Source organism: Paenibacillus sp. SSG-1 (assembly GCF_002224835.1).
In the GTDB taxonomy this organism is placed as follows: Bacteria; Bacillota; Bacilli; order Paenibacillales; family Paenibacillaceae; genus Paenibacillus_AQ; species Paenibacillus_AQ favisporus.
This window is the reverse complement of sequence record NZ_MBRK01000001.1, coordinates 293,691-314,120: the sequence shown is the minus strand read 5'-3', so window position 1 is coordinate 314,120 and position 20,430 is coordinate 293,691. Positions and strand designations below refer to the sequence as shown.

General features: G+C 52.5%; 21 protein-coding genes. 4 read left to right on the top strand and 17 right to left on the bottom strand.

Annotated elements, in window-relative coordinates; all coding sequences use genetic code 11:
• Window positions 1–55 precede the first annotated feature (55 nt).
• From BCV73_RS01680 to BCV73_RS01670, 3 genes are all read right to left on the bottom strand, one after another.
• A complete protein-coding gene (locus BCV73_RS01680; RefSeq protein WP_076170656.1) occupies window positions 56–1,522 on the bottom strand; it encodes an MFS transporter in 1,467 nt (488 codons plus the stop codon).
• A 722-nt stretch (window positions 1,523–2,244) separates the two neighbouring features.
• Window positions 2,245–3,126 (bottom strand): ROK family protein, encoded by an 882-nt coding sequence (locus tag BCV73_RS01675; RefSeq protein WP_076170658.1) that lies wholly within the window; start codon window positions 3,124–3,126, stop codon window positions 2,245–2,247.
• A gap of 171 nt (window positions 3,127–3,297) precedes the next feature.
• Complete coding sequence (locus BCV73_RS01670) at window positions 3,298–4,158, bottom strand: 5'-3' exonuclease (protein WP_089550059.1); 861 nt, start codon at window positions 4,156–4,158, stop codon at window positions 3,298–3,300.
• A gap of 314 nt (window positions 4,159–4,472) precedes the next feature.
• Here BCV73_RS01670 and BCV73_RS01665 point away from each other — a divergent pair, with 314 nt between their 5' ends.
• Together BCV73_RS01665 and BCV73_RS01660 are read left to right on the top strand one after the other, a co-directional pair.
• Window positions 4,473–5,534 carry a Gfo/Idh/MocA family protein gene (locus BCV73_RS01665; RefSeq protein ID WP_076170660.1) on the top strand — a complete coding sequence of 354 codons (1,062 nt, stop codon included), beginning with the start codon at window positions 4,473–4,475 and terminating at the stop codon, window positions 5,532–5,534.
• A 24-nt stretch (window positions 5,535–5,558) separates the two neighbouring features.
• Window positions 5,559–6,401, top strand: coding sequence for a Gfo/Idh/MocA family oxidoreductase (locus BCV73_RS01660; RefSeq protein WP_089545730.1), 843 nt, complete (start codon window positions 5,559–5,561; stop codon window positions 6,399–6,401).
• 94 nt (window positions 6,402–6,495) lie between these two features.
• On the opposite strand, the gene BCV73_RS01655 is transcribed toward BCV73_RS01660, so the two are convergent.
• From BCV73_RS01655 to BCV73_RS01615, 9 genes are all read right to left on the bottom strand, one after another.
• On the bottom strand, window positions 6,496–6,855 hold the full coding sequence (locus BCV73_RS01655; RefSeq protein WP_089545729.1) for an arsenate reductase family protein: 360 nt from the start codon (window positions 6,853–6,855) through the stop codon (window positions 6,496–6,498).
• Between the two features lie 15 nt (window positions 6,856–6,870).
• Window positions 6,871–7,887: an RluA family pseudouridine synthase gene (locus BCV73_RS01650; RefSeq protein WP_089545728.1), complete on the bottom strand. Its 1,017-nt coding sequence runs from the start codon at window positions 7,885–7,887 to the stop codon at window positions 6,871–6,873.
• Window positions 7,884–8,453 carry a cob(I)yrinic acid a,c-diamide adenosyltransferase gene (locus BCV73_RS01645; RefSeq protein ID WP_076170668.1) on the bottom strand — a complete coding sequence of 190 codons (570 nt, stop codon included), beginning with the start codon at window positions 8,451–8,453 and terminating at the stop codon, window positions 7,884–7,886. Before BCV73_RS01645 ends, BCV73_RS01650 begins: the two co-directional genes overlap by 4 nt.
• A gap of 77 nt (window positions 8,454–8,530) precedes the next feature.
• Window positions 8,531–9,073, bottom strand: a complete 543-nt coding sequence (locus BCV73_RS01640) for a hypothetical protein (protein WP_076170670.1) — start codon at window positions 9,071–9,073, stop codon at window positions 8,531–8,533.
• A gap of 93 nt (window positions 9,074–9,166) precedes the next feature.
• Window positions 9,167–9,430, bottom strand: coding sequence for an aspartyl-phosphate phosphatase Spo0E family protein (locus BCV73_RS01635; protein WP_076170672.1), 264 nt, complete (start codon window positions 9,428–9,430; stop codon window positions 9,167–9,169).
• Between the two features lie 114 nt (window positions 9,431–9,544).
• Complete coding sequence (locus BCV73_RS01630; protein WP_089545727.1) at window positions 9,545–10,756, bottom strand: aminotransferase class I/II-fold pyridoxal phosphate-dependent enzyme; 1,212 nt, start codon at window positions 10,754–10,756, stop codon at window positions 9,545–9,547.
• A gap of 13 nt (window positions 10,757–10,769) precedes the next feature.
• Window positions 10,770–11,270 (bottom strand): Lrp/AsnC family transcriptional regulator, encoded by a 501-nt coding sequence (locus BCV73_RS01625; RefSeq protein WP_076170676.1) that lies wholly within the window; start codon window positions 11,268–11,270, stop codon window positions 10,770–10,772.
• 248 nt (window positions 11,271–11,518) lie between these two features.
• The gene (locus tag BCV73_RS01620; RefSeq protein ID WP_076170678.1) at window positions 11,519–11,911 is read right to left on the bottom strand and encodes a spore coat protein; all 393 of its coding nucleotides are present in this window, start codon (window positions 11,909–11,911) and stop codon (window positions 11,519–11,521) included.
• A gap of 22 nt (window positions 11,912–11,933) precedes the next feature.
• On the bottom strand, window positions 11,934–12,170 hold the full coding sequence (locus BCV73_RS01615; protein ID WP_076170680.1) for a hypothetical protein: 237 nt from the start codon (window positions 12,168–12,170) through the stop codon (window positions 11,934–11,936).
• 171 nt (window positions 12,171–12,341) lie between these two features.
• On the opposite strand from BCV73_RS01615, the gene BCV73_RS01610 reads away from it, so the two are divergent.
• Window positions 12,342–13,583: an NAD(P)/FAD-dependent oxidoreductase gene (locus tag BCV73_RS01610; RefSeq protein ID WP_089545726.1), complete on the top strand. Its 1,242-nt coding sequence runs from the start codon at window positions 12,342–12,344 to the stop codon at window positions 13,581–13,583.
• 117 nt (window positions 13,584–13,700) lie between these two features.
• On the opposite strand, the gene BCV73_RS01605 is transcribed toward BCV73_RS01610, so the two are convergent.
• The 4 genes from BCV73_RS01605 to BCV73_RS01590 all read right to left on the bottom strand — a co-directional run bounded on the left by BCV73_RS01605 (window position 13,701) and on the right by BCV73_RS01590 (window position 18,509).
• Window positions 13,701–14,921, bottom strand: a complete 1,221-nt coding sequence (locus tag BCV73_RS01605; protein ID WP_076170684.1) for an MFS transporter — start codon at window positions 14,919–14,921, stop codon at window positions 13,701–13,703.
• Between the two features lie 78 nt (window positions 14,922–14,999).
• On the bottom strand, window positions 15,000–15,572 hold the full coding sequence (locus tag BCV73_RS01600; RefSeq protein ID WP_089545725.1) for a hypothetical protein: 573 nt from the start codon (window positions 15,570–15,572) through the stop codon (window positions 15,000–15,002).
• A 103-nt stretch (window positions 15,573–15,675) separates the two neighbouring features.
• A complete protein-coding gene (locus BCV73_RS01595) occupies window positions 15,676–16,104 on the bottom strand; it encodes a DUF350 domain-containing protein (RefSeq protein ID WP_089545724.1) in 429 nt (142 codons plus the stop codon).
• 38 nt (window positions 16,105–16,142) lie between these two features.
• Window positions 16,143–18,509, bottom strand: coding sequence for an endonuclease MutS2 (locus tag BCV73_RS01590; protein ID WP_089545723.1), 2,367 nt, complete (start codon window positions 18,507–18,509; stop codon window positions 16,143–16,145).
• Window positions 18,510–18,668: 159 nt separating this feature from the next.
• On the opposite strand from BCV73_RS01590, the gene BCV73_RS01585 reads away from it, so the two are divergent.
• Window positions 18,669–19,022: a phage holin family protein gene (locus BCV73_RS01585; RefSeq protein ID WP_076170692.1), complete on the top strand. Its 354-nt coding sequence runs from the start codon at window positions 18,669–18,671 to the stop codon at window positions 19,020–19,022.
• Window positions 19,023–19,072: 50 nt separating this feature from the next.
• Here the strand turns inward: BCV73_RS01585 and BCV73_RS01580 are convergent, their stop codons facing one another.
• Window positions 19,073–20,188: a GGDEF domain-containing protein gene (locus tag BCV73_RS01580; protein ID WP_076170694.1), complete on the bottom strand. Its 1,116-nt coding sequence runs from the start codon at window positions 20,186–20,188 to the stop codon at window positions 19,073–19,075.
• Window positions 20,189–20,430: the final 242 nt, after the last annotated feature.

The window sequence follows — 20,430 nt, the reverse complement described above, 5'->3', positions numbered from 1 at the left end:
ATAGATGCTGCAATTCTTTTAGTGAACCTCTGGTTGGCCGTGAATAGTGTTACCTTTACGCTTTCATTTCAGCGCGTTTTGCGTCAAGTTGTTTGTTAATGCTGTCAACGTCTTTATCAGACAATGGATAGAATCTCATCACAATCATAGCAACAACAGCAAGAGCAGCAGGTATCCAAATAGCAGTCGTATTAATTCCTGAGACGGCGAGAGCTGTTTGGTGATCGGCATGTTCGTCAAATCCGTAAGCGGCAAGGAACCACAGTGGAACGGCACCGCCAATCGTGAAGCCAATCTTGAAGAACAGCCCCATAATCGCGTTGATAATAGCCGCATTACGTTTCCCCGACTTCAACTCGCCATATGAAACCACTTCAGGAACAAGCGCCCACATGAAACCAGTCGCTGAAGTTAACCCCCACTGCTTGATGAATGTTGAAACATACGCTAACCAAAGTTGATCGTGCATACCGTCAAGACTCCAAACCCAAGTCAGGATTTCGCCGGCCACAAACATACCGAGGAAGAAATAGAAGAAGCCCTTTTTACCCAATACTTTCTTAAGTTTTGGCCAGAATGCTGCAAAAGCGATACCAGGTATGGAGGCAATCAGCCCCACAGCCCCCATCCACTCCGAGTGATCGACAGTGTATTGGTTAAAATATCCGTTAACCGTATTCATGAAGAACATAAATGTAAATGCCAACATGAAGAACATTCCCAAGATAACCAATGGCTTATTATTCTTAAATTCAACAAAGAAATCAGAGACTTTAACATGTGCCGATTGTTCAGCATTGGCGACAACGCGTTCTTTCGTCAGCTTGTAGCAGAAGAACAGCGCAATGGCTCCAATAACCATATAAACGGCATAAACGCCAAACCAAGCATGACCTGCAGAAGGGTCAGTGTAAGTTCCCATATGAAGTTTTAGTCCAAATAAGCCAGTGTCTTTGAGTTCACGATCTTTTGGGGCAGCCATTTGAACAAACATTGGGAACAATGTATAGACAAGTAGATTGGCACCGTTCGCAAGCATCATACGCGTCGTTGTGATTTGGTCTACAGATTTAGGATCACGGGTTAATGAAGCGTTCAACGAGCCGTAAGGAATATTGACGACGGAATAAACCAAGTCAAGCAAGAGATAAGTGATGAAGGCATAGGGCACAGAATCGCGAATCGCAGGAATCGGCGCAAACAGCAGTGCAGCCAAAATAACGAGCGGAATGCCTGCACGAAGTAGCCAAGGACGATATTTACCTGCTTTTGATGAGCGTTTATCGACATAGGTTCCGACCATTGGATCCCATATAACATTGATGATCCGGACTATGGCGAAAATAAAACCTGCTGTTGCTGTACCGATAGCATTGACAGTCGTCATGTAGAGGGCAAGGAAGCCTCCAACTGTACCAAAGACAAGGTTTTGAGCAAAGTCTCCAAAACCGTAGCCAAGACGTTCAGCAAGACTAAGCTTGTGATACTCATTTTGCTGAACTTTATTTGTGTTATCGCTCATGATGAAAACTCCTTCTAAGATGTAAATTTTACCACCATATTAGATTTACTTTTCACTTCACTAAACTTCTAAACCTCGTTAATCCTCTCACTTCGTTAGGGGAAAGATGGGAATACGAAACCAAATAAAAGCCCTTACATTTTTACAAACTCACATAACACTTTTATTTTTAAATAAAAAACAGCTCAATTTCTTATTCATCTTCCCACTCATTATTTTTCCCCTGATAAATTACAACCTTGAACTTACATTAGTTCGTTCATCAAACCAACTAATAATAAATTTAACACAATCATTATCAATTTTCAACTTCATGATTTAGACATTTATAATATTCACTACTTTTGGCACGATTTATTAATCATCTCGGAGCAGCTCAATCGGAAGAGAAACTCCAAACGAAAAATGTTAATACCCTGAAATCATCCCTCTAGACAATCGTTGAATACGCGACCCAATATAACATTGTATTTGTGTCCAGTTTCACCCATCTGTATCAGTCCAGAAAACATAAAAAACCCGTAATTATTTATAAATACGGGCTCAAACTTATAATTTCTGTTATTTTTCCTGTCACGTGTTAAAAAATTCTACCGAAATGATTCAGGGATGCGTCTAAACTTCATTCGGCATAAATGCAAAAAGAGGGCTCTTCAGCCCTCTTTCCTTTTTTTCGGTGCAAGCCATCTCATGAAAGCCCGTCAGTCGATCAAACCTTAGGCTTAACCCGCAGCCAGCGCCTTCTTGGCGAGCGCGAGCGCGCCGCACAGGCCGGCGTTGTCGCCAAGCTGAGGCGGAACGATGTAATTCTCGATATCGTCCATGATGGCTGGAACCTGTACGTAGCCGTTCAGCTGTTTGCGCAGCTCGGCATGAATCAGCGGGAACAGCTGCAGCTGTTTCATGACGCCGCCGCCCATGACGATTTTTTGCGGAGACAGAATCAAAATGTAGTTCATCAGCGCCTGAGCGAGATAGTAAGCTTCCATAGCCCAAGCCGGATGGTCCGGCGTCAATTCCGCACCCGGAATGCCCCAGCGTTTGGACAAGGATGGTCCGGCTGCCAGCCCCTCCAGGCAATCGCCATGATATGGGCAGAAGCCTTCGAATTTGTCCTCCGGATGACGGCGGACCAGAATATGTCCCATTTCCGGATGGGACAGGCCATGGATCAGCTCGCCGCCCACAACCGCACCAGCTCCGATGCCCGTGCCAACGGTAATGTACAGGCAGCTTTCGAGCCCCTGGGCTGCTCCCCAAGTCGCTTCGCCCAAGGCGGCCCCGTTCACATCGGTATCAAATTCGATCGGCAGATCGAAGTGAGAGCGCAAATGTCCGACCATATCGAAATTGCTCCAATAAGGTTTCGGCGTCGTCGTAATCCGTCCGTATGTAGGACTTCCCTTCACGGGGTCAATCGGCCCGAATGAACCTGCTCCGATCGCCGCGATGTCTTTGCCCTTAAAAAAATCGACCACCTGGGCCATCGTTTCCTCCGGCGTCGTAGTCGGGAAGCTGATCCGTTCCACAACGGTACCGTCCTCTTGGCCGATTCCGCATACGAATTTCGTTCCCCCTGCTTCAATTGCTCCTAATAAACTCATCGTAGTCGTTCCCTCCTGCAGCGGGCCTCCCAAGCCCTGTATAAATGCCATATACCTTCTATCTTTATATCAAAACAATCACGGGCATTATAGCCCAGTTAATCCTTGAAAGTCAATCGACTAGAGCACAAAAGAGCCGGCGCTCCAAAAACGCCAGCACTCTGTACCCGTTTAGCTGATGGCCAGTCCCATAAGAGAACACAGGCTCTTCATTTCCAGTTCTTCAAACTTGCTGATCACCTGATGGTGATCGAGCGACAACTGGCACACATCCAGCGAGCAGGCGACGGGCACGCAGCAGTGAATCTCGGCCAGCTTGCGCGACAGGTGCAGCATATCGAGGTCAGCCTCAATCTTGGCGCGGACACTTTTGGACAGCTGGTCCAGATTTTCGAGAATCCCTTCAACGGATTCGTATTCCTGCACAAGCTTGATCGCCGTTTTCTCGCCGATGCCCTTCACGCCGGGGTAATTGTCGCTCGTATCGCCCATGAGCGCCTTCACGTCGATAATCTGCCGCGGGCGCAGCTGCTTCTCTTCATACAGGGATTCCGGTGTATACACCTTATAATTGCCGTGCCCTTTTTTCATAATAATGACCGTCGTCCGATCGCTGACGAGCTGCAGCAAATCGTTATCGCCGGACAGGACCATCACGTCCATCTCCCGTCCGAACTGGTCGGCCAGCGTCCCGATGCAGTCGTCCGCTTCATACCCTTCCGCGCTGATATTCGGAACGCCGAGGCTGTCCATCACGTCGCGGATCATCGAAAACTGCGGAATCAGATCGTCCGGGGCGTCCGGACGGTTGCCCTTGTAAGCGGCAAACTGCTGTCCGCGGAACGTGCCGCCGCCGAGGTCCCAGCAGCAGACCACATGGGTCGGATTAAACGTTTGCACTGCATCCCAAAAATAACGAATAAAGCCATAGATCGCGTTTGTCGGAACCCCCGCCTTCGTGCGGCGAATGTAGCCGCTGGACGCGGTCGCGAAATAAGCTCTGAATAATAAGGCCATGCCATCCACGAGCATCACGGATTGGCGTTGTTCATTTGCTGTCACTTCTTGTTTCTCCCCTTGTCTGCCTGTTTCCCCTGGATTCCAAGGTTCGGCACTGCTTCCTCTAGTATAGCATATCCGCCAGGGCATGAGGCCCTTCCTGTTATCACCATTCCCGGCTTATTCCTGCCTTTTTGTCCCACCCGTTCAAGTCATAAACCAGACAGCCTGTAACATAAAATTTGTGAAGAAGATCTCCCTTCATCCTGAATCATCCGGCAGGAGTTATTCTCCAAATATCGAATCTTGAAAAGGATAAACCCACCTAACAAGCAGGAGGAATGAATATGGGAAAAACGATCAAGGTTGCTGTCATCGGCTGCGGGACCATTGCCAGAGCGGCGCATATCCCCAACTATTTGAAACATCCGGACGCCGAAATCAAATATTTTTGCGACTCGGACAAGAAGAAGGCGGAGCAGGCGGTCAAGGATTATGAATGCGGCACCGCCGTGGAAAATTACCGTGACATTCTGGACGATCCCGAGATCGATGCCGTCTCCGTATGTACCCCTAACGATGCTCATGCCGCCATCTCCATCGATTTTTTGCGGGCGGGCAAGCATGTCCTGTGCGAAAAACCTGCGGCCCGCACCTACGCGGAAGCGCTGGAGATGCAGAAAGTGCAGCACGAAACGGGCAAAGTGCTGAATATCGGGGTCGTGAACCGATTCAACAAAAGCGTGAACATGATCAAAAACCTGATCGAAAGCGGCGAGCTTGGCGAACTGTACCATATCTATGCAAGCTTCCGCGCTCACCGCTCCATTCCGGGACTTGGCGGCGCATTTACCACCAAATCAATTGCCGGCGGAGGCGTCCTTATCGATTGGGGCGTCCATTATCTGGACATCGTCATGTACTGCGCCGGCGATCCGCGCCCGTTGACGGTATCCGGCCAGGCTTACTCCAAGCTGGGGCGGGACCTGCCGAATTACGCCTACCTGAACATGTGGGCAGGGCCCCCGAATTACGCCGGTACGTATGATGTCGATGACTTCGTCACGGCCATGATCCGCACCGAAGGGCCGGGCATTACGATTAACGGCGCCTGGGCGCAGAACATCGGCACGCCCGAAACCTACATCGATTTTCTGGGCGACAAAGCAGGGATCCGCCTACAATACGGAGGCGACTTCACCATTTACGGGGCTAAGGACGGAGCTTTGCTGGAAACGAAGCCCAAGTATTCAACGAGCGACCATTTCGAAAACGAAATCAACGGCTTTCTCGAATGCATCCAAACCGGCGTAAAGCTGCCATCCCATATCGATACCGTCATCGTCACCTCCAAGATGATTCAGGCGATCTACGACTCTTCCGAGCAGCGCAGGGAGATCGAGCTGTAATAAGCGACTGAGGGGGATTGCTGCTTGAAAACGATCGGTTTTATCGATTATTACCTCGATGAATGGCATGCCGAGCATTATCCGAAATGGATTGAACAGGCATCGGGCGGCACCATGAAGGTGGCCTATGCCTTTGGAATGGCCGATTCGCCTTCCGGGCGCACCAACGTGCAGTGGAGTGAAGACAAAGGGATCGAGCTGCTCCCTTCGATTGCCGAGGTCGTGGATCGAAGCGATTACATCATTGTCCTTTCGCCCGACCATCCGCAGTACCACGAGCCGCTCGCCCAGCTTCCGCTTCAATCCGGCAAGCCTACCTATATTGACAAAACCTTTGCCCCGGACCGCCAGACCGCTCGGCGCCTGTTCAATCTAGCTGAGCAGCACGGCACGCCGCTGTTCTCCAGCTCGGCGCTTCGCTTCGCCGCGGAGTATGCCGGGGCCGAGCGCGCCGGCATCGAAAATATCATCAGCTTCGGGCCGGGGCGGTACGACAACTATTCGATCCACCAGATCGAACCGATCGTCTCGCTGCTGGGTCCCGGCGTCCGCCGGATGATGTATACCGGAACGCCTCACGCCCCGTCGTGGCTGATCGGATTCAGCGGGGGCCGCCAGGCCGAGATCCATCATCTCGGCGGGGGATGCCCCTTTTCGCTGACGGTCAGCTATACATCCGGTGAGACGAACATGCTGAAAGCGGACTCCGATTATTTCGGGCTGTTCGCTGAAGCGCTCGTCCGCTTCTTTGAAACCGGCGTTCCGCCTGTCGATCCGGCTGAGACGGTAGCAGTCATCACAATCATCGAGCAGGGCTTTAAGGCGATGGAAACGCCCCATCAATGGGTAGAGCTCCCTTCGGAATAGATCCTCGAACAACAAACAAAACGGTGGCAAAGCCTCAGGGAAATGCTAGGACCTCCCCTGTCGGTCATGCCACCGTTTTTTACGGAATCCCAGGCTACGCCCAGTTCTCCTCGTACATGTCCTCTTTAAAGCCGACCGTCACCTTGCTGCCGTCGGTTACGATCGGACGTTTGATCAACCGGCCGTTACTGGACAGCAGCTTGATCTGCTCGTCCCGGCTCATGGCCGGCAGCTTGTCCTTCAGACCCAGCTCCTTGTACGCCTCTCCGCTGGTATTAAAAAACTTCTTCAAATCAAGCCCGCTCTTCTCGACCAAGCGGGACAGCTCGTCCGGAGCCGGCGGCTCCTCCCATAAATGCTGGAGCTCCAGCTCGTGGCCGTGCGCTTCCAGCCATTTAACCGCACTGCGGCACGTACCGCATTTGGGATAATGGTATACTTTCAATTTGCTCATCGTTACTCACTCTTTTCATTGATCAAGTTCATGTTGCTTCGCCTCGCCAATAAGGCGGGTCATGTCGGGCGGCAGCGGTGCCTGAAAGGTCATCCGTTCCCGGGTGACGGGATGCTGGAAGGACAGCTCCCAGGCGTGAAGCGCCTGCCGCGAAATGCTGTGATCCAGCAGCACCACGGTCCGCTCGGATGGGGTTAATCCCTGCGGCAGAACGGTCTCCGTGGCCTCTTCTTCCTCTGGCGGAAGCATCTGGTAAACCGGATGCCGGTACAGCTTATCGCCGATCAGCGGGCAGCCGATGCTGGTCATATGGACGCGGATCTGGTGGGTTCTGCCTGTTTCCAGCTTCAGCTGAACGAGCGAAGAAGACGAGCCGTACGCCTCAACGACCTGATACCGCGTCAGCGACGGATACCCGTCAGGCGTGACGATACGCCGATGCGGCTCTTCCGAGTCGCGGTCGATCGGTCCGTCCACCTCCCCTTCTTCCGGAGACGGAACGCCATGAACGAGGGCCAGGTACCTTTTGTCCACCTCGTTTGCGATCATTTGCTCCGAAATATGCTGGTGGACATACGGATTTTTGGCGATAGCGATCACGCCCGAAGTTTCCTGGTCCAGCCGGTGCACGGCTCGGAAGCGGAACGCCTCGCCCTTGTCCCGCCAATAGTGAACCACGCCGTTCGCCAAGGTGCCCGTATAGTGTCCGTGCGTCGGATGCACGATGATGCCGGCTTCCTTGTTCACGATCAGCAGGTGCTCATCCTCGTACAAAATGCGAAAAGGAATGGGCTCTGGCAGAATATCATCCGAAATTTCTTTCTCCATCCGGATTTCCACCACATCCCCATCCCTGACCGGAACGCTGATGTACACTCTTTGGCCATTCACGGTAATCCCCTGTTCCGTCAGCTTCAGGCGGGACTGCAGCTTGCGGGATACGTGGAGTCTCTTCTGCAGAATCGTCTTCAGCAGCCACCCGTCTTCCGAAGGCGGGACGGTATATGAAATCGGGGGATAGTATTCGCTCATTTTTTCCGTCCGAATACCTTTTTGCTGCGCACGTATTCGATATCCGCCACGCCGCTGCGGGCGTTGGCCGTCCGGGCCACAACGAAGAAGTAGTCCGACAGACGGTTCAAATACCTGCGTACGTCGGGATTAATTTCTTTCTCCCGCCCCAGCGTCACGACTCGGCGCTCTGCGCGGCGGCAGACCGTGCGGCATACATGCAGCGTGGATGCCAGAAGGGTGCCTCCAGGCAGAATAAAGCGCTCCAGCTCCGGCGTCTCCTCCATGTAAGCATCCATCCACTGCTCAAGCCGCGTCACTTTGTCGGGACCGACCTTGTATTTGCTCTCGCTCAGCTTCACAAATGCCAGGTCGGAGCCGCAGTCAAACAGCTCATGCTGAATCTCGATCATATTTTCTTTCAGGTCCTGCAATGACTCCGCTTCCATCAGGCTGATCGCCTGGCCCACAAAGCAGTTCAGCTCGTCGATCGTGCCGTAGGCCTCCACCTGCAGGTCGTCCTTCAGAACGCGCCCGCCAATGACCGAAGTTTCGCCTTCATCGCCTGTGCGTGTGTAGATTCTCACCAGCTTCTTCTCCCCTTTATCGCGTTATATCATACATCAAAGGAATCGCGGAAGCCGCGTCCCTTGTGCTGGCTTCTTTACTCCGTCAATGCCTTAAGCGCCTTTACCGCATTGTCGACCGACTTGGCCGAGATCGGGATTGTGGCGTACAGCTTCTCCGGAACGTATTTCTGGTCTTTGAAAAATTTCATTTCACGAACGGGGATACCGTACAGATGCTCGGTCGTATCCGTCGTGCCGTCTTCTTTTTCCTCGTTGCTCGCGAACACGCCATCCGGATATTTTTTCGGGTCAAAATACGAATCCAGCACGGTATGACCGCCCATTTTGGCATAATTCTTCATATCGTCTTCCGGCAGAAAAATGATGTCATGCCCGCCTGCAGCATATTCAACCATCAGCTTCTCCGGGTTATAAATCGGACTTGCCGATACTTTGACCTTCAGGTCGGGTCCCATCACTTCCTGAAGCTTGTCCTGCACCTTCTCATATACCTGAGACGGATCGGATTGATTGTCAATCATAAAGACCGATAACGCGTTTTTATCTCCCTTGCCGCAGCCCGTCAGCAATAAAACGGCAAAGACAACCAGCAGCGCCAGCTTCCCGTATACCTTCAACTCCTGCTCCCCCTTTTCTCCGATAGGTTCAATATATCACAACCTGATGAGAGAAAAAAAGAAGACCCCGTGTCGGGGTCTTCCTACTGCCGATTAAGACTTCTTCTTCGGGCAGCTTTTCATATATTCGTTTATTTTCAAATCCAGCAAACTGCTGATTTCGATTACGATTTCCGATGTAAAAGACTGTTCCTGCATAAAGATCTGTTCCATTTTTTTGCGGAGCATCATGATTTCGTCTTCCAAGGATAAAGTTTTCGTCTGATCTGTCGTTTTGGTTGACCATTTTACATTATTGCTGCCTTCAGCTGCGTAATGTCCGCGGAATGCAGGCAAATCGTATTCAGCGCAAAACAAGGTCATCCCTCCTTGGCAAGTCAATTTTTGCTCCCAAAATAGAATTATAACATACAAATAAATAAATAAAAGTGAAATTTATGTTAAATTCTACTAGAAACAGGGAATTATTGTTCAGCTGGTTTTCAGTTTGTGGACAAATTCTCCAATGCGCTCCAGAGCCTCGGTCAGCTGGGCGACGGAGGTGGCGTACGAGCAGCGGAGAAAGCCTTCTCCCCCTTGTCCGAAAGCCGTTCCAGGCACAGCGGCGACCTTTGCTTCCATCAGCAGGCGCTGGGCGAACTCATCCGAGGACAGCCCGGTCTCAGCGATACTAGGGAAGGCATAAAAGGCACCTTGCGGCTCATGACACGGCAGTCCGATATCGACGAAGCCCTGCACGATCAAACGGCGCCGCTGGTTGTAGGACTCGATCATCCGGTCCTTTTCTTCCAGCCCGTTGGTCAGCGCCTCCAGCGCGGCCACCTGACCCATCACCGGTGCGCACATGACTGTGTACTGGTGAATCTTCAGCATGGCGGCGATCAGGTCGGGATGGGCACAGGCATAGCCCATACGCCAGCCGGTCATGGCGAACGCCTTGGAAAAGCCGCTGACCAGAACCGTCCGGTCCATCATACCCGGAATCGAGGCAAAGCTGACATGCTTTTGCGTATACGTCAGTTCGGCATAGATCTCGTCAGAAATGACGATCAAATCATGCTTCTCCACCACTTTGGCGATCGGCAGCCAGTCCTCATACGTCATGATGGCGCCGGTCGGATTGCTCGGGTAGCACAAAATCAGCACCTTGGACTTCGGCGTGATTTTGGCCTCAAGCGCCTCTGCCGTCAGCTTGAAGTCGTTCTCTGCGAACGTCTCGATGCCGACCGGAACCCCGCCGCCGATCGAGGTGATCGGGGAATAGGATACGTAGCAGGGCTCGGGGATAAGAATTTCGTCCCCAGGCACGATCAGCGCACGCAGCGCCAGATCGATCGCCTCGCTGCCGCCGACCGTCACTAGAATCTGGTTGGACGGCTGGTAGGAGACCTGAAAGCTTTCATACAAATACTGGGCGATAGCTTCCCGGAGCTCGATCATCCCGGCATTGGAAGTATAGGCCGTACGCCCCCGCTCAAGGGAATATACGCAGGCTTCTCTCACATGCCATGGAGTCGTGAAGTCCGGTTCCCCTACGCCCAATGTAATAATGTCTTTACTACCTTCGGCCAGGTCAAAAAATCGGCGGATTCCGGATGGCGGAATATCGCGGACCAAAGGAGCCAAATACGATTGCATCGATTTCGAATTCTGCTGTTTCTTCGTTTCTTCATTCACGATCATGACACATCTTCCTTTACGGTGAGATCATGAGACGGTTATCTTCTTCACGGTCTTCAAAAATAATTCCGTCCTGCTTATATTTCTTCAAAATGAAATTTGTCTTCGTCGACAATACCGAATCAATTGGCGACAGCTTCTCGGAAACGAAGTTGGCCACTTCCCGCAGGTTGCGCCCTTCCACTTCCACAAGAAGGTCGTAGGCTCCCGACATGAGATACACGGATTTGACCTGCGGATACAAATAGATCCGCTCCGCGATCCCTTCAAAGCCCCGCCCGCGCTCGGGCGTAATCTGTACTTCGATCAAGGCGGTTACCGTCTCGTCTTCAATCTTGCTCCAGTTCACGACCGCCGCATATTTTACGATGACATGGTCTTGTTCCAGCTCCGCGATCGCTTCCTTGACCGCTTCCTCTTCAACGCCGATGAGCGTTGCCAGCAGGGCCGGGGACCGTCTCGCGTCTTCGTTCAACAGGTCGAGGACCTTCAGTTTCAAATCCGTCAGTTGTTTCATACAGCATCCTCCAGCGCTTGTTCCACGGACCTTCTTCACTATTACGACAAAGGACCCGGGTTCGAAATTAATACTAATATTACATGAAATTATCATGCATGCAAAGCAAAACCGTCTCCCCGGCGTGGGCCGAAATGGAGACGGCAAAATGGGTCCATGCTTCATAGAAGCAGGATTTTGGGTACTTATTGTTATCCGCTTGGTGACGCCGCACATGAGAACTAAACGGCGCCTGCACCACAGGCAAATTACATGTAATACGGATTTTGGGAGCTTTGCTGCTGCTGGTACGGATTGGATGCCTGGGCATATTGGCCCATGCTGCTTGTTTTTTGCTGCACGAACTGACGGTTCTTTTGCTGCAAATTGCGCGCATCCTGAATCGACTTGTCCACATCTTGGCGAAGCGCCTTAGATGACGTGGAGTACATATTCAGCTGCTTCATCAGATTGTATAATTCTCCCTGCATGCGGAGCGTATCGTTCGTCAGCTGCGTAAACAATTGCCGCACGGTCGGACAGGAGGATTCCGTCGTTGCCGTGGTGTATTCGCGGACCGTTCTTTTCAGATCGGCCAGGATGGTGTACAAGAGGTCCTCGTCCTGCATGAACTGCGAGTTATTGGAAGTTTGATAATACATTGCGCTAATGCCTCCTAAGCTATCATTGTTGGGGACTCGTCGGCGCCAGCGGCTGGTGCTGCTGAATGGCCTGAACGAGCAAATCGATATGGTGGTCCAGCGACCGGATGTATTGCTGGCACGCCTGCTGAATCGTCGGGTTCTGCGTAGCAGCGGCCGTTGCCGCACACTGCTTGATCAGCAGATCCTCATTGGAAATCGAATCGACGATATATTCCAGCTCCTTGCCGGTAATCGCCTGCATTTGATTGGACTGCATCGGTATTCCTCCTCTGGATATCTCTAACTCCATCCGTATTATGTCCCGGGGAAGGTTTTCTATGTATTGTCAGGCATGGCCTCTTCCACCGGCCGATCTGCCGGAACAGCTATAAATTGTGCATGCAGAGCAAATACTTTGAATACTACCGATAAGGGGCGAAACACACATATGATTCTGAATAAAGGGAATTTGGCATGGCCTTCTACATTGAAGCCGACACCCGCTTATCCGGAACTTGATGAAGATCTCTCCTGCGACGTGCTGATCATTGGCGGCGGGATGGGTGGAGCCCTTCTCGCCCACAAGCTGTCCGGGACCAATCTTCAGGTGGTTCTGCTGGAAAAGGGACGGATCGCTGAAGGAAGCTCTTCAGCCAATACCGGACTGCTTCAAAGCTTCAACGATAAATCGTTGACCTCCATCATCCATACGTTTGGCGAGCAGGCCGGCATCACCTTTTATCAAATGTGCAGGGACGCGATGAGTAAGCTCAAGGAAGCAGCCAGCGGTCTCAAACTGGAACCCGAGTTTATTTCCCGCAGCAGCCTGTATTACGCAAGCAGCGAAGAGGATGTGCCTTACCTCAAAGAGGAATATGAAACCCTTCACAGGCACGGCTTTGCAACGTCTTATTGGAATCAGGCCGATATCGCTTCGCGGTTCCCTTTCTCCAAGCCCGCGGCGTTGTATACGACCGGCGATGCCGAAGTCAACCCTTTCCGGTTTGTGCATGCCCTCGTCCAGTATGCAGTGGATCATGGGATACGGGTGTACGAAAACAGCCCGGTGATTCATTTGGAGTATGGAGAAGACGGCGTTGTGTGTTATACGCGGAACCGCCGGATTTTTGCCCGGAAAGTCGTCCATGCGGGCGGCTATGAAACGCAGGAGGAGAAACCGGACCGAAACGCGCTGCTCCAGACCACCTATGCGATCGTCACGAGCCCCGTACCCGATTTTGCCGGTTGGCACGAGCGCTGCCTCATCTGGGAGACGGCACGGCCGTACCTTTATATGCGGACCACCCCGGACAACCGCATCGTAGCAGGGGGCCTGGACGAGCATCCGGTCGATCCGGAGGAGAGGGAAGGACGAATCCGGCATAAAAGCGAAATGCTGCTGAACGAGATCAAAGCCCTTTTCCCCCGTTACGCCGGTATCCAAGCCGACTATGCATGGGCTTCACTGTTCGGGCTCACCCACGACGGACTGCCCATGATCGGTCCGCATTCCCGGTATCCTCACAGTTATTTTATTGAAGCCTATGGCGGCAACGGGACGGTCTACTGCATGATTGCGGCGGAACTGTTAAGTGATGTTCTTTGCGGGAAAACGCGCCCCGAGCTGGACATTTTCTCATTGGAGCGGACCTCCAAACCGTCCCCCAATGCTCAGGTTCCCGGCTCCTGATTGGCAGATAAACCTTGCAACCAGTCTGTTCTTCCAGAAGTAGGAACTCTTCCCTACAGAAAAATCCCCTGACTCCAAATGAAGGAATCAGGGGGATTTGCTGTGTAACGCGATTGTTCAAGTGCGTGCCGATTTCCCCGGCTTGAGCAGCCGTCTCACGCAGATCCAGCTGAGGATCGGTGATGCGCCGAGCACGAGCATCAGCACGGTAATGGTGCTCTGGTCTTTGCTGAAGGACAGCACGATGATGAATATTATCGTACCGAGAAGTCGGCCGACCATCAGACTGAGCTCACGCAGAACGACCAGCTCGACCCGCTTTTCCACGTTTTCGTCGCTGGTCCCCATCAAGTCGAAACCGGATGAGACCATCGGCAGGATGTACAACGGCATAAAGATAGCCGTACCTATGCCGAGCAGCAGCAGGGTGAAATAATTGACCTTCCAGATCAGCGGTACCATGACCACCCACAGCAGCAGGGCGCCCACCAGCATGCCGGCGCTCCGGTAGGCCGGTTTGAACCATTTGCCCGCCAGCCAGTACGTGGCCAGGGAGACTGCGGACGTAATGAGCGAGAACTGCCCCAGCTTCGACTCCTGTTTCGTGGCAACAAACACAAGGAGATTGATCAGAAAGGCGAACACCCCTTCCCGAATCCCCTGCGCCGCCAGACCGGGGGCCATAAGCCGCCAGGGGCTGCCTTTGTCCTTCAGCTGCTTCACAGGCTCGAGCCAGGCATAGGTTCCGCCCTTTTTCCTCTTTTTCAAAAAGAAGCTCAGCACCACGCCGAGCGCATAAATGATCAGGGACGTCGTAAAAATGATCCGATACCCCCGGTCGCCCTTCAGCATGGAAATCAGCAGGCCGGAAAACCAGGGCCCGACAATGCCCGTAATGGAGCCGAGCAGACCGACCCACCCGTTAAACAGGTCCCGATTCTCAGGATCGGTGACTTCGAAATACACCACGTTAAAAGCAATCCAGAACAGCCCGATCGCAATCCCGAGCAGTATCCCCAGCGGCCAAATATAATAAATGGCCTTTTCCCCAACCCACAGAACCAGCAAATAAAAAAGGCCCGTCAGCCCGATCCCCAGCCTGAGGGCGTTCATTTTGTTATACTCCTTCACCCATTTGCCTGCCAGCCAAAAGGTGAGCCCGACGGCCAGCTGCTGGGCGACGGTAAACCATCCGATCATCGCGTAATCCTGTTTGCTTTTCCATAAATATACGTTGAGAAACGTGCCCGACAAGGCGCCGGATAAAACGATCAGCCCGTTAACGGCAAGCAGCAGTATCGTTTGCCGGTTCAGCCGCGCAGATGATTTTGATTTCATAATTACCCCCTTCATATCCGGGTCTACCTCATTAGTAGTTCCCTAAAAGGGGGCAAATCATCGGTCGGTTTGCTTTTTTTACGAATTCTTCTTCTCTTGGCTTAAGTGGTCGACCATCCGCAGCCGGTCTTCCTCGGCCAGATTGTATTCGACATGGAAGCATCCCGTGCAAATATACATTTGAACTTGAAAAGGCGGAGTCAATACCGGACCTTGGAGCACGCCGAAGGCCGCGGGCTGAAATCGGTCCCCCACCTGATGCGTGCCGGCAAGCACCATATAATCCCGGCATTTCGGGCATTCCGGCACTTCCTCCTGCTCATCCAGAATTTGCTCCACTGTCTCCTCGTAGTTCATGAGGTCATGGCTGTCTTCATACTTATCGAGTGTCCGGATCGACGGAGGCAGCTGCTGCATGTCTTCCTGATTCCAAAAAGGAACGGCTTTATCGTCATCCTCAGGAAGCTCCCAATCCGTACCTTCGATTCCCTCATGCTCCTCGTCTACGTCCGCTTCCTCTTCACCCAGCTGGATGCTCAGCGTCCGGTAACCTTTCAGCTCATTGTGGCAGTAAGGGCATTCCTCCTCGGGGCCCAGTTCCTCGTCCCATACGATTTCCGTCTGGCACCAAGGGCAAACCGTGGTTTCCATATGATCCATCTCCTTAATGTTTCATCAAATATACGACGCCCACAACAAAGAAGGCGACCGCAGCGACGAACAAAATCCTCGCCAAATTTTTCATGTGTTCCTCCTACATTAAACAGGCTCCAATCACATATGAAAGGGACACCGGGATCAGCATAGAGATCAGGCCGACCGCCCGGTTATCCCGTTTAATTTCTTCGTCCACGGAAAACACCGGGGTTAAAAATTCGTACAGCAGGTAGGCGATAAACAGCAGCAGAAAGCCGTAGAAGGCCCACTTCATCATGTCATAGATCGACGTTTTGGACTCGATGCTGTACCTCAGCACATTGCAAAGACCGAATATTTTACCTCCGGTAGCCAAAGCGGCGGCAATATTGCCTCGTCCGATTTCATCCCAGCACTTGTACTTCGCCACAATTTCAAAACAGTACAGAAAGACGATCAAGCCCAGAATCGCTACCGAAAAATAACCAATCAGCGTACCGATCGGATAGGCCAACAGCAGATCAGCCCCGTTCTTCACTCCCAACATCCCCCTGTTCCCGGCCGAAATTCAGGCTCACACCCATATTATTTAAGCTCAACCACCGTCACGCCGGTTCCGCCTTCGCCGTAATTTCCCAGACGGTAACTTTTAATATGCTTGTGCTTGCGGAGATATTCCGAGATTCCCTGTCTCAAAATTCCCGTGCCTTTCCCGTGAATCAGGTATACTTGGCCGAGGTTGCCCAAAAACGCTTCGTCGATAAAACGGTCGACTTCGATGAGCGCCTCTTCCAGATTCGCGCCCCGCAGATCCAGCTCGCTGCGTATGTTGTCATCCCGCGTGCGCTTGACCGTAGTCGCATGCCGCTGCACCTGCTTCTCGGCCGGTTTGTTCGCATTCACCAGCTCGAGGTCGTCCAGGCTGACCTTCATCTTCATGATGCCGAGCTGCACCACGGCCTCCTTCGCGCCGGACAGCTCCACGACATGGCCCTTCTGGTTCAGGCTGTAGACCATGACTTCATCGCCGGGCTCGATTTGGCGCGGGGCCTTGGCCTTCGGTTTGGCCGCTCCCTTCTTGCGCTGCTGCGGCTCAGCCTCATCCAGCTGACGGCGGGCGGCGATCAGCTTATGCTCCTTGACCGAAGCCCCTTCCTCTTTGGCCAGCTGCCGCAGATCGGCGATGATCTGCTCCGCTTCGCGGCGGGCTTTGGCAATGACTTCCTTGGCCTCGCCCCGGGCCTTCTCGATCAGCCGGTCGCGCTGCTCCTCGAGCTTCTCGAGCTCCTGCTGATGCCGGCTCCGGAGCTGCTCCATTTCCTGGCGCAGTTTCTCGGCCTTCTCACGTTCGCTTTCGGCGCCCAGCCGGTTTTCCTCGAGGGAGGCGATCATATGCTCGACGCGCTGATCTTCCTCTTTCACTTCCCCGCGGGCATAATCCAGGATCACCTGCGGAAGTCCGAGCCGCTCCGCAATCGCAAACGCGTTGCTTCGTCCCGGAACGCCGACGAGGAGCCGGTAAGTCGGACTCAGCGTGTTGACGTCAAATTCCATGCTGGCGTTGATGACGCCTTTGCGTTCATAGGCATAAGCCTTGAGTTCGCTGTAGTGGGTAGTAGCCACCATCCGGCAGCCCAGGCTGTGGATATGCTCCAGAATAGAAATAGCGAGCGCCGAGCCTTCGGCCGGATCGGTACCGGCCCCCACTTCGTCAAGCAGCACCAGGCTCTTCGGCGTCATATGGTTCAATATACGGATAATATTGGTCATATGGCTGGAGAACGTACTCAAGCTCTGTTCGATGCTCTGCTCGTCCCCGATATCGGCGTAAATGGCGTCGAACACGCAGAGCTGGCTTCCTTCCTCCGCGGGAACGAACAGGCCGGACATCGCCATCAGGCTCAGCAATCCGATCGTTTTCAGCGTGACGGTCTTACCGCCGGTATTCGGCCCGGTCACGATAATGGAAGTGTACGAGTTGCCCAATTCCACGTCGATCGGCACAACCTTCTCCATGTCGATCAGCGGATGGCGTCCTTTCTTCAGCTTCAAGTATCCACGGTCGTTCATTCTCGGCTGGCTGGCCTTCATGACATGCGCCAGACGCCCCTTGGCAAAAATAAAGTCGAGCTGTCCCAGCAGATCGATATCGAGCAGAAGAAGATCTGCTTGTTCACCGACGAGCGCCGTCAGCTTTTGCAAAATAATTTCAATTTCGCGTTCTTCCTTCATCCGGGTTTCGCGCAGCTTGTTGTTCATCGCCACGATCGATTCCGGCTCAATAAAGAGCGTCGCCCCCGAACCGGACTGATCATGCACGATCCCGCCGAAATACGAACGGTATTCCGCTTTAACCGGAATGACAAAGCGGTCCCCCCGGATCGTAATGAGCTGGTCCTGCAGCATTTTGGCCACGCTGGAGGAACGGATCATCGAATCGAGCTTCTCCCGGATCCGCACCTCGCCGGATCTCAGCTCCCTCCGAACCTGGGCAAGCCCCGGACTGGCGGAATCGAGCACTTCGGCGCTTTCGTCGACGCATGCTTTAATGGCATCTTCCAGCGGCTTCTGCTCGGATAAATTTTCACTGATCCCCTCAAGCAGGGGAATCGGCTCGTCCTCGTGAACATTCGCGATGAACCGCTTGATCCGTCTCGAACCGTTCACGGTGTTGCCGATGGCCAGCAGCTCATGCGGGCTTAAGGTGCCGCCGATTCTGGCGCGCTTCAGCGGAGCGGCGATGTCCGTGATGCCGCCGAAGGACGGATTTCCCTTCAGACGGTCCACGGTATACGCTTCGTCGGTTGCCTGAAGCAAACGCTTTACCGATTCCAGATCGGTATCGGGCTTCAAGGACTCGGCCGCTTCCCTCCCCATTGAGGTTTGGGTATAGGCAGCGCATTTATCTAAAATCTTGCGGTATTCGAGCGTATGCAAAATCTTGTCGTCCAACAGTATTCACTACTCCTCTCGTGCAATGCCTTTATTATATACGAAATGTTTGCCGCTTCGCCATTTGCAGCGCTAAATCATTCCATACATAACATGGCGAAAATTGAATACAATAAGGTTTGCATAACACAGTATCCATGTGTAAAGGAGGCCAGTTGCATGCATTTTCTGGGTCATGTCGTTCGATTTATCGTGTCTGCCATCGTCCTGCTGATCGTAGGCTGGATCGTTCCCCAGTTTTCCGTCGGAGGGTTCTGGAGCGCTCTGCTGCTCGCTTTGGTTATCGCACTGCTGGGGTGGATTATTGAAGGAATCTTCGGCAAAAGGGTTACTCCCTTTGGACGCGGGATCGTCGGTTTCATCGTCAGTGCCCTCGTCATATACATCGCCCAATTTATTGTCAGCGGCGTTGAAGTTACCATTCTTGGCGCCATTCTCGCCGCCCTCGTCATCGGTATTATCGACCTGTTTATCCCGGTATCCGCATTTAATGCCGGAAGGGACAAGCGGTAAACCGTTTCAAGAATGAAAACCCCTGCCTAAGGACAGGGGTCTTTCCTTTTTTATCCGGCATAATCGGCTGCGTCTTCACCCGCGGTCACCACTTTATTTTTTCCCGTCCGTTTTGCCTGGTACAGCGCCATGTCCGCTTTTCGAAATAATGATTCCTTGTCGTCCCCCTGCTGGAAATTGCAAAGTCCGATGCTCACCGTAACCGGCTTCACCGTATGCGGCAGCTCGGTTCTGGCGATCCGTTCGCGCAGCTGCTCAGCCATCCGTTCTGCTTCTTCCAATGTCTTATCCGCCATAATGATGGCAAATTCCTCTCCGCCATAACGGGCGGCAAAATCATTCGGCGTCATCGTCGACATCACCTTAGAAGCAACCTCTTTCAGCACGACATCGCCCACCCGATGCCCGTAATTATCGTTGACCTTTTTAAAATTATCGATATCGATAATTGCCAGCTGCAGCGGAAGCTGATACTTCTCGCATTGCTCCAGCAGAGCTTCCAGGTATTCGTGAAACGCCTTGTGATTGTATAGCCCGGTCAGTGCATCGATTTTGAGCAGCTTGTCCGATATCGTTCTTTCCACCAGGAGCTGCTGCTCCGACTTCATGACCGATTCCAGATGGCGCATAAATTCCTTGACTCGGACCAAAATCGTATGACCAATCATGATGCTGACAATAAACACGCTTTGGATTTGGATGAATTCCTGAATGGGTTTCTGATAAAGGGAGCGTTCGGTGAGATAGATGAGACAGTACAGGAGGATCGTTAACGAGCCAAAGCCATATAGAAGTTTGCGGTCAAAATAAACGACGGAAATCAGAACGGGCAGAAGGAGCGCCATCTGTGCCCCGTCCACGATCGGCTGAATGATGAAATAGAACAGGTAGGAGAGCAAAAATCCGCAGCCGACCACAACCTGCTTCCGGTATTTAGGTTCGAATCGCAGCCAGGTCTGTGCTGCCAGCATGAGCAGCAGGATGCAGCCGTCCGGGATGCCCAGACGCAGCCAGTCCTCCGGCCCGTCCCCGGCGGTCACGGAAGGAATGCAGCCCAGCAGCAGCAGAACCGCCTCCGCCGCGAAAAACATCAGCGTCACGATCCAATAGGCGTTCAATATTTTGCGATGCCATAAATCTTCCAAAATCAACCCCGTGCGATTCATTGGAATGTCATTCCCCTAATCTTCTAAACAAGAATATTTGCGGGCTTCGTACATCGTCAATGCTCATTATATCTTAAATCCAAGATAAGCACTATCTTTTTTCCAGCTGATCCTTTTCCTGGGGGGCGGCAAAATCAATGGGTGCTGCGTTCACCAATTTTTCAAATGAGCCTCGCCCAGACATATCCAACTTAAGGTATGATAAGGCATGGAACCAATTAAAATGATGAAGGTATACATAA